Here is a 15,855-nt window from a genome sequence, read left to right on the forward strand (position 1 = left end):
CATGGCGATCGATCCCAAGGACGTGTCCGCGATCACGGCACAGCTGGGACGCGAGCCACGGGGGATCCACGAGGTCGGGCACCGCTGCCCGTGCTCGCTGCCCGATGTGGTGACCACCGAGCCGCGGCTGCCCAACGGCACCCCGTTCCCGACGACCTTCTACCTCACCTGCCCGCGTGCCGCTTCGAAGATCGGCACCCTCGAGGGCACCCACGTGATGAAGGACATGGAGGCGCGGCTGGCGTCCGACGAGGAGCTGGCCGCCGCCTACGCCAGGGCTCATGAGGCCTATCTCGAGGCGCGTTACGAGCTCGGTGACCCGCCCGAGATCCACGGCATCTCCGCAGGTGGGATGCCCAACCGGGTCAAGTGCCTGCACGTCCTCGCCGGCCAGGCGCTCGCCCAGGGCCCCGGCGTCAACCCGTTCGGCGACGAGGTGCTCGAGCGCCTCGGCGAGTGGTGGAAGTCCGGCCCCTGCGTCGATCTGGAGTTGGAGGACGAGGAGCAGTGAAGGTCGCTGCCATCGACTGCGGCACCAACACCATCAAGCTCCTGATCGCGACGGTCACCGCCGACGGCCTGAACGAGGACGTACGCGAGGCCCGCATGGTCCGCCTCGGCCAGGGTGTCGACCGCACCGGTGTGTTCGCCGAGGAGGCCCTGCAGCGCGCCTTCGGGGCCATCGACGAGTACGCGACGCTGATCCGCGAGCACGGTGTCGAGAAGGTGCGCTTCGTGGCCACCTCGGCCACCCGGGACGCCGCCAACGCGGCGACCTTCATCGACGGCGTACGCGCTCGGCTCGGGGTCACGCCCGAGGTCGTCACCGGGGCCGAGGAGGCGGCGCTCTCCTTCGGCGGCGCGGTCCGCAACCTGCGCGGCACCCCGGAGCCACCAGTGCTCGTGATCGACATCGGCGGCGGGTCGACCGAGCTGATCCTCGGCGCCGGCCCGGCGCTGAGCGTCGGCGAGGCGGACAGCATGGACATCGGCTCGGTGCGTCTGCATGAGCGTCACCTGCGCTCCGACCCGCCCACGCGGGAGGAGATCGAGGCCTGCGTACGCGACATCGACGCCCACCTCGACGACTGCCCCGTCGACCCGGCCAAGGCCAACACCGTGGTCGCCGTCGGCGGCACCATGATCCAGCTGACCATGGGACTGCTCGAGCTGGCTGCGTACGACCGCACCGCCACCGATCACGCCGAGGTCGCACCCGACGACGTCTACCGGCTTGTCGACCGCCTGCTGGCGATGACCGTCGAGGAGCGCCTGGCGCTGCCCTGGATGCACCCCGGCCGGGCCGACGTGATCGCCGCCGGTGGGGTGATCCTCAGCCGGATCCTGAGGCGCTCGCGGGTCGAGTCTCTGCTGGTCTCCGAGTCCGACATCCTCGACGGAATCGCCTGGTCCGTTAGAGACTAGGCATGTCGGGGGACTTGATCTGTGTTTGACGCTTAGGTTTGGTTCACCGGCGTACACATCAAACCGAACCAAATGCTGTCTCTCGGAAGGTCAAGAAGTGAAAAAGCTCATCCTGCTTGCCATCGCTGCCGTTGGTGTCGGCGTGCTGGTCAAGAACAAGTCTGAGCAGCTGAAGGCCGGCGCGAACAAGGTCACCCATGACCCGCGCGTCCAGTCGGCCCTCGCGACCGCCTCGGAGAAGGCGGCGCCCATCAAGGAGAAGGCTGCTCCCTATGCCGAGGCCGCCAAGGCCAAGGCCGGTCCCTACGCCGCCACGGTGAAGGAGAAGGCCGGTCCCTACGCGGAGCAGGCCAAGGAGAAGGTCTCGGCTGCTGCCGGGGTCGCCTCCGAGAAGCTGCACCGCAACGGCTCCGTCCCGGAGTCCACCCCGGAGTCCACCCCGGAGGCCCCGGAGTCGACCACCGACTCATCCTCGAGCAGCGAGTACGGCGGCTACCCGCCGGCTCCGCCGTCTGCTCCGCAGGCCGAGGTCACCGGTGACCCGCTCACCGACCCGATCGCCCCGGCCGACCCGTACGCCACCGAGGTTCCGCCGCCCCCGCCGGCCGACCCCGACAAGGCGTCCTACGACGACCTGGGCGGTGGCGACACCGCGGTCAAGCCCACCTCGGAGGGCACGCCCGAGTTCGCTCCCGAGCCGGTCGACTCTCCCGAGGAGGAGAAGGACAAGTGGTTCCGCGGCTGAGCTGCGGCTAGAGACGTCCATCTGAGTCACCCGCGGTCCGCCATCGGCGGGCCGCGGGTGACAATGGTTTGGTGACCATCCACGCCATCACCGTCCTGGGACACGACCGCCCGGGGATCATCGCCGACACCACCGCCCGCCTGGCCGGACTCGGACTCAACCTCGAGGACTCGACGATGACCCGGCTCCGCGGACACTTCGCGATGACGCTGCTCTGCGCGGGCGAGGCGACCACGGAGGCCATCCAGGCCGATCTCGAGCCGATCGCGGCCGACGGCACCCTGACGGTCACGGTCTACGAGCTCCCCGAGGAGCAGGCGCCGGCCGGCGCCGGTCAGCTCTTCGTACTCTCCGTCCACGGCGGTGACCGCCCGGGCATCGTCTCCACGGTTACCGCCGAGATCGCCGCCGTCGGCGGCAACATCACCGACCTGACCACCCGTCTCTCCGGGGACCTCTATGTCGTCGTCGCCGAGCTCGAGCTGCCGGCGGACGTCGACGTCTCCGTGCTCGAGGCGTCGATCAAGCGGGTCACCCAGGAGCTCGGCGTCGATGCCACCCTGCGGCCGATCGAGGCCGACGACCTGTGAGCAGCGTCAATGAGCGGGTGCTGGCCTGGACCGAGGCCGAGCTGGGTGTCGAGGGCAAGGTCCTCGACGTCGTACGCGCTCCGGCGCAGGTCCTCTCCGTGCCAGGCAAGGACGTCGACCCCACCGCCCCCGAGATCGTCCAGCTCGCCGCCGACCTGATCGCCACCATGCGGGTCTCACCCGGCTGCGTCGGCCTGGCCGCCGACCAGGTCGGGGTCTCGGCCCGGATCTTCTGCGTCGACGTCTCCACCCACGCCAAGACGAAGACCCACCACGGGACGTACGTCCTGTGCAACGCCGAGGTCATCGAGGCCAGCCGCAACGAGAAGGCGCGCGAGGGCTGCATGTCCGTCCCCGATCTGACCGGTGACGTGAAGCGGGCCTCCCGGCTGACCGTACGCGGCCAGCTCCCGGTCACCGGCGAGACCGTCGAGATCGTCACCGACGCCTTCGAGGCCCGCTGCCTGCAGCACGAGATCGATCACACCAACGGCTTGCTCTTCATCGACCGCGTCGCCGGCGCCCACGCGCTGCACCAGCGGCAGACGTACTTATGACGCTAAGGTCTGGCTGTCGCCCCGGTGTCCCAACTGGCAGAGGATGACGACTTAAACTCGTCCAGATGTGGGTTCGAGTCCCACCCGGGGCACCTACACACAAGGATCGAGCCTTGGCCGACCAATCGTGGGCCGAGGTCAAAGCCTTGTCTGTCAGCTGCTCAGGTGAACGCAGGCGTCGAGGCGGCGGACCACCTGCTCACGCTCAATGTCCGGGTGTGACGATGCCGTCGAGGAGGTTGTCCAGGAGCGCGTCGATGAACGCCGGCGTGATCGGCTCGTCGGGGATCAGCAGGCGATGGTAGACGGCGCCCCATAGCTGGTCGACGACGACCTGGGGGTCGACGTCGGCGCGCAGCTGTCCGGATGCCTGGGCGCGCTCCATGCGCGCGACCGCGAGGTGGCGTCGTTCTGAGGAGTAGAGCGCACGGTAGGCGACGGCGAGCTCGGCATCCGTCTGCGACGCCCCGATCAGTTCGGCGAGCAGCCGGCCGGCGGGTGTTTCTCCCACGAGGTGCCCGAAGGCGTGGAGCTGTGAGGAGAGGTCGGCGCGGATGTCGCCGGTGTCGGAGAAGGCGAGCGTGGGCTCGACGGCGTGGAAGTAGCCGTCGAGCGCGAGCGCTCCCCGGGAGGGCCACCATTTGTAGATCGTGGTCTTGCTGACCCCGGACAGGCGTGCGGCCCGTTCGATCGTGAAGTCCGCGAGCCCTTCGGCCAGCAACAGCTCACCGACGGTGCGCAGCACGTCGGCGCGGACCTCGTCGGCTGGGCGTCGGCCACGCCCACGGCGCGGCGGCGCTGGCGAAGGGGTCTCGATCGCGGTCGCGGGCTTGGGTGTGCTGGGCACGGCGGGACTCCTGTCGACTTCTGGGTCAGTCTAGGTGGGGTGGTGGGCTCAGCTGATGAGCAGCCGGGCGATGAGCCCGTCGCGCAACTCGAAACGCATGGGGCCGGTGCCGTTGTAGCCGTCGCCGCTCACCTCGAGGGTGACGATGTAGGTGTCGGGGGTCTCGCCGAGGCTGACGTCGACGAGGCCGAAGCGGGAGCGCTTGCCGATGTTGTCGGTGCGGTCCCAGGACCGGATGCCGGCATGGCCGTCGAAGCCGCGGCCCCAGTCGTCGAGGTGGGCATCGGTGGTGAACGCTGCCACGAAGGCGTCGGAGTCGCCACGGTTGGTTGCGTCGACGAACGTGCGGATTGCGGCGGGTAGTTCGATGGTCATTGATGGCTCTCTTCGTGACGGTTGTTTTACTCGGCGACGTCGAGGAGGTCCCCGAGGTCGACACGGGTGAGGAACTCCCGGCGGATCTGGTCGGCCACATCCGAGACCTCCTCCGAGCCGTCGCCGGCCGGGTCGACGTGCACCCGGTACGGACGCTCGCCGGCGGGCAGCGCCACGATCCGGGCGATCTCATCGGAGACCAAGGAAGCGTCCGCGCCCTCCGGGGCCAGTGCGGCGAGCTTGCCCGCCACCTGCTCCATCAGCCCGGCGTACTTCGTCTCGTACTCCGCCTCGACCGCCGTGTCCTGCGGACGGCCGGAGTGCGCGAAGTGGTTGGTGCCAGAGGTGAAGGAGCCGGGGACCACGATCGTGGTCTCCACACCCCACCGGGCCAGCTCGGCGGCGTAGGAGACCGCAAGGGAGTCCATACCCGCCTTCGCGGCGAAGTACGGCGACAGGTACGGCGGGGTGCCACCCTTCACCGAGGAGCTGGAGACCCACAGCACCAAGCCGGCGCCGCGGTGGCGCATGCCCGGCAGAGCTGCACGGTTCACCCGTTGGGTGGAGAGCACGTTCACGTTGTACAGCTCGGCGAGCTGCTCGGGTGTGAAAGCCTCCGCTGGGCCGACGACCATGTGGCCGGCGTTGTGGATCAGCACATCGATGCGGCCGTGCTCGGCCTCGACCTGCTTGATCGCGGCGTCGACCGACTCCTGGCTGTTGACGTCCATCTCGATCGCGCGCAGGTCGACACCGTTCTCCTTCGAGAAGTCCGCGGCGGCTTGGGCCTGTGGGGCGTTGCGGCCGGTGGTCTCGCGCATGCCGGCGTAGACGGTGTTGCCGGACCTCGCGACGGCACGGGCGCTGAGGGCGCCGAAACCGCTGGAGGCTCCGGTGATGACGACGATCTGGTTGCTGTTCATGATGACGCTCCTTCAGGTGGGGTCGAGTTCGGGTCGAGGTGGGTCGGCGTGCTCAGGCGAGTCCGCCGTTGGCGTAGATGACCTGGCCGTTGACCCAGCGGGCCGGGCCCGCTAGGAAGGCGACGGTCTCGGCGATGTCCTCGGGCTGCCCCAGGCGCTCCAGTGGGGCGGCCTTGGAGAGGTTCGCGATGGTTGTCTTGTCCTTGCCGTCCAGGAACAGCGGGGTGGCGGTCGGGCCGGGGGCCACCGCGTTGACGGTGATGTCCTTGCCCCGCAGCTCCCGGGCCAGGATCAGCGTGATGGCCTCGACCGCCGCCTTCGACGCGACATAGGCGCCGTAGGTCGGGAAGGAGGTCTTGGTGACGGTTGTGGAGAAGTTGATGATCGCCCCACCCGCTCGCAGATTGTTCGCGGCGAGCTGGGACACGACGAAGGTGCCGCGGATGTTGGTGCGGTGCATCCGGTCCAGATCGGCCAGGTCGAGAGTCGCGATCGGGCTCAGTAGCATGATGCCGGCGGTGTTGACGACGACGTCGATGCCACCGAACGCGGCGGTGGTGGCCTCGAAGGCCGCCTTCATCGCGACCTCGTCGGCCACATCGCCGCCCACGGCGATGGCTTGACCGCCCTTGGCGGTGACCTCGGAGACGATCGCCTCAGCCTTGGCTGCGTTGCCGGCGTAGTGGACCGCGACGGCGAAGCCGTCCGCGACGAGCTTCTCGACGACGGCGCGGCCGATCCCGCCCGAGCCGCCGGTGACCAGTGCGACGCGGTTGGTGCTGGAAGTGCTGTTCATGGTGGATGTCCTCTCGCTGGCCGCCGCTCTAATGGACGGTACGTACATATAATCACAAAATGAACGTTGCGTCCATATCTTGTTCTGTCCTCTGCGATCACCGCTCTTCGGGGAACTCGAGCTCGTTACGAAGGTGCGCTCTTCCGCCCCGGAACATCAGGGTTGTCCCGGACGTTGAGTGAGACACAGGGCCGGTACGCTGGCCGCAGGAGCCGCCACCGTGGCGGGACCTTTCCAGTCGCTTTCGAGGAGTGACCCCCAAATGCAGAGCAACAACCCGGTGTTCCGTAGGGCAGAGGGCTTCGGGCAGCCGTCGCAGAACGCCTACGGCAACGCGACCTACGGTGGCAACGGCGGTTCGTACGCCGGCTACGGGCAGGACCCGAGCCAGTGGTCGACCGGCGGCCCGCAGGCTCCCACCACGAGTGCCCCCATGACGATCGACTCGGTGGTCCAGAAGGGTGCGATCACGCTCGGCGTGGTCTTCCTCGCCGCCATCGCGACGTGGGTCGTGACCCCCGACATCAACTCCACCGCCAGCCTCGGTCCGCTCTACATGGCCGCGACCCTCGGTGCCGGTGCCGCCTTCATCCTGTCTCTGGTCAACTCGTTCAAGCGAGTGGTCAGCCCGGCGCTGGTCCTGGCCTTCGCCCTTGCCGAGGGCATCGCCCTGGGCGCGCTGAGCAAGGTCTTCGACGCCATGATCGGCGGCGGGATCGTCGTCCAGGCCGTGATCGGCACCTTCGCCGCGTTCGCGGGCACCCTGGCTGCGTACAAGTTCTTCAACATCAAGGTCGGCAACAAGTTCCGCACCTTCGTGATCGCCGCCATGTTCGGCATGGTGGGTCTGAGCCTGATGGAGCTCGTGCTCAGCATGTTCGGCGCCAGCTTCGGCCTCTTCGGCCTCGGCACGCTCGGCATGATCACCGCCATCGCCGGCCTCGCGCTCGGTGTGTTCATGCTGATCCTCGACTTCGACCAGATCGAGTACGGCATCCGTGCCCAGCTCCCTGAGCGTGAGTCGTGGCGCGCCGTCTTCGGCCTGACCGTCAGCCTCGTCTGGATCTACACCAACCTGCTCCGCCTGCTGGCGATCTTCCAGCAGGATTGATCAGTCGTACAAACAGAACCGCCCCGTGCCTATCAAGGCGCGGGGCGGTTTGCTGTCGTCAGCGCTGCGCCGTGTGGCGCTCGGCGACCGGGGGAGTCTCGGCGGGGCGCTCGCCCCGACGAGGCTCGCGCTGCTCGTTCTCGAAGGAACGGGCACGGGCCCAGTTGCGGCCGAAGCGGCCACGGGGGCGCGGGGCCGGGTCGATCTCGGTTCCTGGCCGGATGACGGCGCGGAGCGAGGCTGCCGCCAGCGGCATCACCTGCTTGCCGTTGTAGGTCTCCAGGATGGCGTTCTCGTCGCCGACGAGGCCGAGCACAGAGAGCGTCGGCGGCACCAGCACCTCGCCGAGGGCGTGGTAGCCGGCGGCGGAGGGGTGGAACTGGTCGGCGCCGAACCAGAACGCCGGGGTCGCCTTGAAGGCCGGACCGAGGACGTCACCCAGCGACACCGTGTGGCCGCCGGCGCGGATGACGTGGAAGATCTGGCCGGCGGCGATACGGATCGACCAGGCCCGCATGATCGACCGCAGCGGCGGCAGGATCGGGGTGGCGGTGCTGAGGTCGGGGACGGTGCCGACGAGCACCGTCACCCCGGCCTCCTGGAGCCGGATGACGGCTTGGGCCAGGTGGCTCACGGCGACCCGCGGGCGCACCCGGCGGATCACGTCGTTGGAGCCGACCAGGATGACCGCGATGTCGGCGTCGGCGGCGATCGCCTTCTCGACCTGCGGGTGCAGGTCGGAGGACTTGGCCCCGATCTCGGAGAGGTCGTGCAGGCGTACCGGCCGGTGTGCCTTCTCGGAGACGCCGGAGGCGAGGACGGCGCCCGGCGTGTCCTCGACCTCGGTCATCCCGTAGCCCGCGGCGCTCGAGTCGCCGAGCAGCGCGATGCTGATCGGTCGCCCCGGTTGCCGTGCTCCGTACCACCCGGTCGGGGAGGGTGCCACCGGCATCTTGACCTGGTGCGTCGCCCTGACGGCAAGCGCCGCTTCCGCGACGAGGACCCCGGCGAACGCGGCCGTCGCGGCCAGAACACCCCCGCCGGCGTACGCGGTCTTGCGTGCCAGACTCTTCTTCGCCACGGGGACCACTCTAAAGTCTTCGGCCCATTACCGGGCACTCAGTATCGGGATATAGGGGATCTCACCTAGTGGACATACGCTGTCGGCATGGAGTACGTGGACTCGCTTCTCGACCTTATTGGCAACACTCCGCTCGTGCGGCTGGGGCGTGCGCTGGACGGCGCTGGGGCGTCCGAACCCGGTGCGGGACCGCTGGTTCTGGCCAAGGTGGAATACCTCAACCCGGGCGGTTCGGTGAAGGACCGCATCGCCACCCGGATGATCGAGGCGGCCGAGGCGTCCGGTGAGCTGAAGCCGGGCGGGACGATCGTCGAGCCCACCTCCGGCAACACCGGTGTGGGCCTGGCGATGGTCGCCCAGCAGAAGGGCTACAAGTGCATCTTCGTCTGCCCCGACAAGGTCAGCGAGGACAAGCGCAACGTGCTGAAGGCCTACGGCGCCGAGGTCGTCGTCGCGCCCACGGCCGTACCGCCGGAGCACCCCGACTCCTACTACAACGTCAGTGACCGGCTCGCCTCGCAGCCCGGGGCCTGGAAGCCGAACCAGTACGCCAACCCCAACAACCCGCGCTCCCACTACGAGGAGACCGGCCCCGAGATCTGGCGCCAGACGGAGGGGAAGATCACCCACTTCGTGGCCGGTGTCGGCACCGGCGGCACGATCTCCGGGATCGGCCGCTACCTCAAGGAGCAGAACCCTGACGTCCAGGTGATCGGTGCCGACCCCGCCGGGAGCGTCTACTCCGGCGGCAGCGGGCGGCCCTACCTGGTCGAGGGCGTCGGCGAGGACTTCTGGCCGGAGACGTACGACCGCGACATCGCCGACCGGATCATCGAGGTCTCCGACGCCGACTCCTTCGCCTACACCCGCAGGCTCGCCCGCGAGGAGCAGCTGCTCGTCGGCGGTAGCGCCGGCATGGCTGCGTACGCCGCCAAGCAGCTCGCCACGGAGCTGGCCGGCACGCCGGAGGGCGAGAACGCCGTGATCGTCGTGCTGCTGCCCGACTCCGGGCGCGGCTACCTGACCAAGGTGTTCAACGACGAGTGGCTGGCGCAGTACGGCTTCGCGACTGGCGAGGCCGGCAAGCAGACCGTCGGCGACGTGCTGCGCGGCAAGTCCGGCCGGCTGCCCGACCTGGTCCACACTCACCCCGGCGAGACGATCGCCGAAGCGGTGCACATCCTGCAGGAGTACGGCGTCTCGCAGATGCCTGTCGTCCGCGCCGAGCCGCCGATCGTGGCTGCCGAGGTCGCGGGCTCGGTCTCGGAGCGGACCCTGCTGGAGGCGCTGTTCACCGGCAAGGCCAAGCTCACCGACTCCGTCGAGGAGCACATGTCCCCGCCGCTGCCCTCGATCGGCTCCGGCGCCGACGCGCACGACGCGGCCCACACCCTGGGCTCCTCCGACGCGCTGCTGGTGCACGAGGACGGCAAGCCCGTCGGCGTCCTCACCCGCCAGGATCTGCTCTTCTTCCTGACCAGCTCCTGAGGCAGCCGACCCTCCCCCTGGCGGGGGAGGGTCGCGTACGCCATGATGCGTGCTCATGATCGCGTACCCCCACACCCGCCGAGTCGGAACCCGAGGCAGTCGGCATCGCCGGTCCGCGTTGGCGGCGGCCTCTCTGCTCACGTTGTTCGCGCTGACCGCATGTGGTGGCGGCGAGGGCAGCGGCGGTGGCGGGGGCGATCGGCCCAGCGTCGAGGACATCGAGGGCCAGATCACCCAGAGCAGCGGCGACCAGGTGACCGAGAAGCAGGCCGCATGCCTGGCGAAGACCTACTACGAGTCGGGCCTCTCCGACGAGGCGGTACGCCTTCTCGTCGAGGCCGAGGACGTCTCCAAGATCAGCCCGGAGGATCTCTCGGAGGCGGACCAGAAGGCCAGCAAGGAGCTCTACGAGCCGCTGGTGAAGTGCCTGTCGCCGGCTGAGTAGTCGCCGTTCGGCGCCGGCCGGAGCCAGGTGTCGGCCACCCGGGCGAGGTCTTCGCGACCCGAGACCCCGGTCTTGCGGCTGATGTTGTGCAGGTGGGTCTCGACGGTGCGGGTGCTCATCTCCAGGTCCGCGGCCAGCGAGGCGGTCGTGGGTCCCTCGGGGAGCAGCCGAAGCACCTCGCTCTCCCGTCCGGAGAGCCCGATGTGGGTGGCCGCGCGACGGAACATCCCGGCTCGGCTGCCGGAGATCTCGGAGCGCTCCCAGGCGGTGTCGAGGGTCTCGGCGGCGCCGGCCAGGTCGCCTGCCTCGCGCTGGAGGATCGCCAGCGAGATCGCGGCTCTGGTCACGAACACGAGGGCGCCGGCGTCGGCGAGCTTCACGATCGCCTCGCGGAGGCCGTCGACGTCGCCGGCGGCCATGGTCGCGGCGTACGCTCCCATGCCCTGCAGCAGCGGGCTCTCGGTGCCGGCCGCCAGGCTGGCGGCCCGGGTGATGTGCTTGTTCTCGTTGGCGCCGCGCTCGACCGCCTCGACGGCGAGGAAGATGCCGCCGGTGATGTAGCCGGCGTCCAGTCGCTGGCCGACGAGCTCGCACAGCTCCTTGAGGCTCGGCATCCGGCCGCTGGCCGGCGCCATGATGCTGGCCACCATCCCGGGCCAGGGGCCGAAGGCGACCTTCGCGCCGCCGATCTGGGAGGCGAGGCTGCGGGCGTACTCCGGGCGGCCCTGCGCCATCGCGATCTCGGCGCCGAGGGTCAGGATGCCGGTGTGGGCGACGTCGCGGTAGGCCGCGACGCTCGAGGAGGAGAGACTCTGGAAGGCCGCCTGGCTCGCCTCGGTCAGCCGGCCGGCGATGCTCAGACCGAGCACGCAGAGATAGGCGTGGGCCTGGATGAGCATGGCGCTCGAGCTCTGGTTGGCCGCCTCGAGCTGCTCGCGGGCGAAGTCGATGCCGCGTTCCAGGTCGCCGCCGAGCATGTCGGCGAGCCCGATGAGGAAGGCGTGCAGACCGGCGGGCAGCGGGTTCTCGGGGTGCTGGCTCTCGAGCAGGTTGCGCGCCTGCTCGACCATCCCGGCGGCGAGGAGGCGTTCGGCGGCGACGACTCCGAGCATCTCGGGGCCGACCGTGTCGCGGGGGTCGGGCTCGACCGTGGGCACCTCGGGGACGTACTCCGTCTGGAACTGCAGGTGGGCGCGAGAGGCCTCGAGCGTCGCGGCGAAGGTGGGCAGCCGCTTCAGGCCGTCGTCGAGCACCGCCTTGGCGGCGTTCAGGTCGCCCAGCTCGACCGCCTTCCAGGTGGCGAACCAAGCCAGCATCCAGGCCGACTCCTGGGTGTCGGTCAGCGGCGTACGCCGTTCGACCTCCTCGATCTGGTCGCTGGGCGCCGCCGTGTTGCGGAGCGCCACGAGCAGCGGCAGCGCCGTCTCGGGCGAGGGCATCTCGGTCCAGGAGCGGCGCGCGCGGGTGACCTCGTCGGCCATCTGGCGCAGCGAGCGCTGGTGGAGCAGGGCGGCGTCGGCGCCGCGGGGCCGGTGGTTGGCGTAGTCGAGGAGCGGTTGTTCGGCGGCCAGGTGGTTGCGTGCGATCACCAGCCCGAACGCCGACCCCTCGGTGATCAGGTAGTCGCCGATGAGCGGCGGGTAGAGGCCGACGACGCCGCTGCCCGGGCCGTCCTCGCTGTGGCGCGCCAGGCCGTGGGCGAAGAGCGCGTCGAGCACGTTGCGCTCGATCATCTTCTCGGCCTCGTCCAGCGGCACCGGACCCGTCACCGCGAGCGCTGTCGCGCCGTCCCAGGCCTCCTGGTCGAGCCCGGCGACCAGCGGCTCGACGGCAGAGGCCAGCTCAGGAGCCCAGCCCGTACGCCGCGGCAGCCGCCACAGTCCGTCGAGCTGCTCCAGCACCCCTGCCCGCGGCCCCACGGTGGCGATCGCCCGGACCAGGCCGAGCAGGCCGCCGGTCGCCATCGCGATCCGGGCCAGGGACCCGGCCTCGACCGGGCCGCCGAGGATGCCGCGGCACACCTCGTGCACCTCGTCGACCTCGAGCGCGGGGGAGCGCACCTGGACCGACGGCGCGATGCCGAGCATCAGCGTGTTCTCGGCGACGGGGTGCTGGTGGCGGCTGCTGGTCACGGCCAGGAGCCGTCGCTGGCGGTGGATGTTGCGCAGGGCGCCGACCGAGTAGGTGTCGAGCGCGTCGGCGTCGTCGATCACCAGCACGGTGCCGTTGCCGAGCTGCTTGCTCAGCGCCGTGGTCATCTCGCCGATGGTGCGACGGGGGCCGGTGGGCGTCGCGCTGCCGATGCCGGCGGCGGTCAGCGCGGCGAACGGCTCGTTCTGCCAGGCGCGGTGGCCGCTGATCTGCAGCACCGAGCGGCCTTCGTCCTCGAGCCGGGTGGCGACCAGGGAGCAGAGCTCACTTCGCCCGGATCCGCGGGGCCCCACCAGGTGGACGCTCAGGCCCGCGCCGACGTAGTCGATGACCTCGTCGACCACCCGCGCGAGGACACCTTCGCGATCCGACATGCTCACCCCCTACCTCAAGGTACATCCAAATGCATACCGGATTTCCTGTGGGGACGCTGTATCGCCCGCGTATTAGGTCTACTGATACGCAGGTTACCTGTTTACAGTACGTAAACAGTCCGTCCGAGACCGCAACGTCTGACCCCAGATGATGAGATAGTGATCTCACGGGCTGAGGTTCTCCTCGGCCTGAACACTGAGTGACACCAGGTTGCCGCATCGGCTCCCCCATCTGTATGCGGCCCTGGTGGCACGAAGGCCTGAAGAGCCCGGCCGTCCCGGACTCGAGGTCGCGATCATCCCCCCGCGGTCGTGACCTCGAGCCCAGGGCGGCCGGGCTTCTTTGTGCTCGCGAGCGTGGTCGGCGGCGTGATCGGCAAGGGACGTAAGCCACGACACACGGGACGTAGGCCTAGCAGAGGGGGTGCTGTGGCCGATGTGGCGGCAGTGACATAGTGGCTGCCGTGGACAGCGTCCTGGAGTTAGCCAGGTGGCAGTTCGGCATCGTGACCGTCTACCACTTCCTGTTCGTCCCACTCACGGTGGGACTCACCATGCTCGTCGCCGTGCTGGAGACGATCTGGCTGCGTACGAAGAACCCTGAGTGGCTTCGGCTGACCAAGTTCTTCGCGAAGCTCTTCCTGATCAACTTCGCGCTCGGTGTGGTCACCGGGATCGTGCAGGAGTTCCAGTTCGGGATGACCTGGTCGGACTACTCCCGCTTCGTCGGGGACGTCTTCGGGGCTCCGCTGGCGATCGAGGCGCTGCTCGCCTTCTTCCTGGAGTCGACGTTCCTCGGCCTGTGGATCTTCGGCTGGGACAAGCTGCCGCGAGCCTTGCACAACGCGTGCATGTGGATCGTCCACCTCGGCACCCTGGCGTCGTCGTGGTTCATCCTGGCGGCCAACTCCTGGATGCAGCACCCGGTCGGCTACAAGTTCAACGAGGTCACCGGCCGCGCCGAGCTCACCGACTTCTGGGCGGTGATGTTCAACAAGGTGCAGCTGGGTACGTTCCCGCACGTCATCCTCGCCGCCTACCTGACCTCGGCCGCCTTCATGCTCGGCATCCTGGGCTGGCTCTACCTGCGCCGGCCGGGCGAGAACAACGCTGATCGTCCGATGCACCGGCGCGGGATGGTGCTGGCGGCCTGGATCATGGTCTTCTCCGGCATCGGCGTGGCTGTCTCGGGCGACATCCAGGGCAAGATCATGACCGAGGTGCAGCCGATGAAGATGGCGGCCGCGGAGGCGCTGTGGGAGACCTCCGACTCGTGCGCGCCGTTCTCCATTCTGACCATCGGCACCCGCGACGGGAAGCACGAGAAGTGGGCGCTCGAGGTGCCCTGCGTGCTCTCCTTCCTCGGCACCGGCACCTTCGACGGCAAGGTCGAGGGCATCTACGACCTGCAGGAGCAGTACCGGGAGAAGTACGGGTCGACGCCGGGCGCGACCTACTACTCACCCGGCGACTACACCCCCAACATCCCGGTCACCTACTGGACCTTCCGCTGGATGATGGGCCTGGGCGTCGTCGGCGGCCTCATCGGGCTGGCGGTCCTCTGGCTGACCCGCCGAGGGCGTACGCCGACCGGGCTGGTCGGGCGCTTCCTGCCCGCGCTGGCGATCTCGGCTCCGGTGATGGTGCTGCTGGGCAACTCGATGGGTTGGATCTTCACCGAGATGGGGCGTCAGCCCTGGGTGGTCTTCGGGGTACTGACGACCGCCAACGGCGTCTCGCCGGGCGTCGAGCCCTGGGAGGTGTGGATGTCGCTGATCGGTTTCACGTTGCTCTACGCCGTGCTCGCGGTGGTCGAGGTCGGCCTTCTCATCAAGTACGTGAAGAAGGCTCCGGACCCGTTCGTCGAGCCACCCGACCCCTCCCTGCGCGGCTCCGACTCGGATGCCGACGAGCCGATGAACTTCGCGTACTGAGGAGCAACTGATGGAACTCACGACTGTCTGGTTCTGCCTCATCGCCGTGCTGTGGATCGGCTACTTCGTCCTGGAGGGCTTCGACTTCGGCGTCGGGATGCTGCTCCCGGTGCTGGCCCGCGACGACCGCGAGCGGCGCGTCATGATCAACACGATCGGCCCGGTCTGGGACGGCAACGAGGTCTGGCTGCTGACCGCAGGTGGGGCGACGTTCGCGGCGTTCCCGGAGTGGTACGCCACCCTGTTCTCCGGCTTCTACCTGCCGCTGTTCCTCATCCTGATCGCGCTGATCGTGCGTGGCGTCGCCTTCGAGTACCGCCACCAGCGGCCCTCGGTCACCTGGGCCGGCTGGTGGGACCGCGCGGTGATCTTCGGGTCCTACGTCCCGGCGTTCCTGTGGGGTGTGGCCTTCGCCAACATCGTGCGCGGGGTGCCGATCGACGCCGACTTCGAGTTCACGGGGACGGTGCTGACGCTGCTGAACCCGTACGGGCTCCTCGGCGGACTCGTCACGCTGTCGCTCTTCGTGACCCACGGTGCGCTGTTCATCGCCCTCAAGACCGACGGCGAGATCCGCGGCCGGGCTCGTGCGCTGGCGCTCAAGGTCGGGGTCGTCGCCGCCGTGCTCGCCGTGGTGTTCCTGGTCTGGACGCAGGTTCTGACCGGCAACCTCGGTACCGCCGTGATCTTCGTGGTGGCGGCGCTCGCGCTCGTGGGCGGGCTGGCGGCTGCGTACGTCGGTCGTGAGGGGTTCGCCTTCGCGGGCACCTTCCTCGCCATCGGGCTGTCCGTGGCGGGGCTCTTCGTGGGGCTCTTCCCAGACGTGATGCCCTCGAGCACCGATGTCGCGAACTCGCTGACGACGACCAACGCTGCGGCGACGCCCTACACGCTGAAGCTGATGACCATCGTGGCGGCGGTGTTCACGCCGATCGTGGTGGGCTACCAGGCCTGGACGTACTGGATCTTCCGCAAGCGGATCTCGATCCATCACATCCCCGCCGCCCATTGAG

General features: G+C 69.1%; 16 protein-coding genes and 1 tRNA gene. 11 read left to right on the forward strand and 6 right to left on the reverse strand.

The features are described from left to right. Position 1: 1 nt before the first annotated feature. From ACFX43_RS18870 to ACFX43_RS18895, 6 genes are all read left to right on the forward strand, one after another. Positions 2–511, forward strand: a complete 510-nt coding sequence (locus ACFX43_RS18870) for a DUF501 domain-containing protein (protein WP_378832138.1) — start codon at positions 2–4, stop codon at positions 509–511. Further along, positions 508–1,425: an exopolyphosphatase gene (locus tag ACFX43_RS18875; RefSeq protein WP_378832144.1), complete on the forward strand. Its 918-nt coding sequence runs from the start codon at positions 508–510 to the stop codon at positions 1,423–1,425. Before ACFX43_RS18870 ends, ACFX43_RS18875 begins: the two co-directional genes overlap by 4 nt. 97 nt (positions 1,426–1,522) lie before the next feature. After that, complete coding sequence (locus ACFX43_RS18880) at positions 1,523–2,170, forward strand: hypothetical protein (RefSeq protein WP_378832149.1); 648 nt, start codon at positions 1,523–1,525, stop codon at positions 2,168–2,170. A 71-nt stretch (positions 2,171–2,241) separates the two neighbouring features. Beyond that, positions 2,242–2,760 (forward strand): ACT domain-containing protein, encoded by a 519-nt coding sequence (locus ACFX43_RS18885; protein ID WP_355018297.1) that lies wholly within the window; start codon positions 2,242–2,244, stop codon positions 2,758–2,760. Then, entirely contained in the window at positions 2,757–3,317 is a 561-nt protein-coding gene (def, locus tag ACFX43_RS18890; RefSeq protein ID WP_378832156.1) for a peptide deformylase, read from the forward strand. The genes ACFX43_RS18885 and def overlap by 4 nt, the downstream gene beginning before the upstream one ends. 18 nt (positions 3,318–3,335) lie before the next feature. After that, positions 3,336–3,409, forward strand: a tRNA-Leu gene (locus ACFX43_RS18895). A gap of 113 nt (positions 3,410–3,522) precedes the next feature. Here the strand turns inward: ACFX43_RS18895 and ACFX43_RS18900 are convergent. Genes ACFX43_RS18900 through ACFX43_RS18915 form a run of 4 tightly spaced genes read right to left on the reverse strand, consistent with a single transcriptional unit; the run spans position 3,523 to position 6,258 of the window. Then, positions 3,523–4,164: a TetR-like C-terminal domain-containing protein gene (locus tag ACFX43_RS18900; RefSeq protein ID WP_378832159.1), complete on the reverse strand. Its 642-nt coding sequence runs from the start codon at positions 4,162–4,164 to the stop codon at positions 3,523–3,525. Between the two features lie 48 nt (positions 4,165–4,212). Next, complete coding sequence (locus ACFX43_RS18905) at positions 4,213–4,539, reverse strand: nuclear transport factor 2 family protein (protein WP_378832163.1); 327 nt, start codon at positions 4,537–4,539, stop codon at positions 4,213–4,215. 26 nt (positions 4,540–4,565) lie between these two features. Beyond that, the gene (locus tag ACFX43_RS18910) at positions 4,566–5,462 is read right to left on the reverse strand and encodes an SDR family oxidoreductase (protein WP_378832169.1); all 897 of its coding nucleotides are present in this window, start codon (positions 5,460–5,462) and stop codon (positions 4,566–4,568) included. Positions 5,463–5,514: 52 nt separating this feature from the next. Continuing rightward, complete coding sequence (locus tag ACFX43_RS18915; protein WP_378832173.1) at positions 5,515–6,258, reverse strand: SDR family oxidoreductase; 744 nt, start codon at positions 6,256–6,258, stop codon at positions 5,515–5,517. A 262-nt stretch (positions 6,259–6,520) separates the two neighbouring features. On the opposite strand from ACFX43_RS18915, the gene ACFX43_RS18920 reads away from it, so the two are divergent. After that, the gene (locus tag ACFX43_RS18920) at positions 6,521–7,369 is read left to right on the forward strand and encodes a Bax inhibitor-1/YccA family protein (protein WP_378832182.1); all 849 of its coding nucleotides are present in this window, start codon (positions 6,521–6,523) and stop codon (positions 7,367–7,369) included. A gap of 58 nt (positions 7,370–7,427) precedes the next feature. On the opposite strand, the gene ACFX43_RS18925 is transcribed toward ACFX43_RS18920, so the two are convergent. After that, a complete protein-coding gene (locus tag ACFX43_RS18925) occupies positions 7,428–8,450 on the reverse strand; it encodes an SGNH/GDSL hydrolase family protein (RefSeq protein WP_378832186.1) in 1,023 nt (340 codons plus the stop codon). An 87-nt stretch (positions 8,451–8,537) separates the two neighbouring features. Here ACFX43_RS18925 and ACFX43_RS18930 point away from each other — a divergent pair, with 87 nt between their 5' ends. After that, positions 8,538–9,938, forward strand: coding sequence for a cystathionine beta-synthase (locus ACFX43_RS18930; protein ID WP_378832189.1), 1,401 nt, complete (start codon positions 8,538–8,540; stop codon positions 9,936–9,938). Between the two features lie 55 nt (positions 9,939–9,993). Beyond that, positions 9,994–10,383 carry a hypothetical protein gene (locus ACFX43_RS18935; protein WP_378832192.1) on the forward strand — a complete coding sequence of 130 codons (390 nt, stop codon included), beginning with the start codon at positions 9,994–9,996 and terminating at the stop codon, positions 10,381–10,383. Here the strand turns inward: ACFX43_RS18935 and ACFX43_RS18940 are convergent. Next, a complete protein-coding gene (locus ACFX43_RS18940) occupies positions 10,344–12,908 on the reverse strand; it encodes a LuxR C-terminal-related transcriptional regulator (protein WP_378832202.1) in 2,565 nt (854 codons plus the stop codon). The genes ACFX43_RS18935 and ACFX43_RS18940 overlap by 40 nt on opposite strands. Before the next feature lie 464 nt (positions 12,909–13,372). Between ACFX43_RS18940 and ACFX43_RS18945 the strand changes: the two genes are divergently transcribed. Further along, on the forward strand, positions 13,373–14,842 hold the full coding sequence (locus tag ACFX43_RS18945) for a cytochrome ubiquinol oxidase subunit I (RefSeq protein WP_378832205.1): 1,470 nt from the start codon (positions 13,373–13,375) through the stop codon (positions 14,840–14,842). A gap of 10 nt (positions 14,843–14,852) precedes the next feature. Next, positions 14,853–15,854, forward strand: a complete 1,002-nt coding sequence (gene cydB / locus ACFX43_RS18950) for a cytochrome d ubiquinol oxidase subunit II (protein ID WP_378832212.1) — start codon at positions 14,853–14,855, stop codon at positions 15,852–15,854. Position 15,855: the final 1 nt, after the last annotated feature.

The organism is Nocardioides sp. YIM B13467 (genome assembly GCF_042788075.1).
In the GTDB taxonomy this organism is placed as follows: domain Bacteria; phylum Actinomycetota; class Actinomycetes; order Propionibacteriales; family Nocardioidaceae; genus Nocardioides.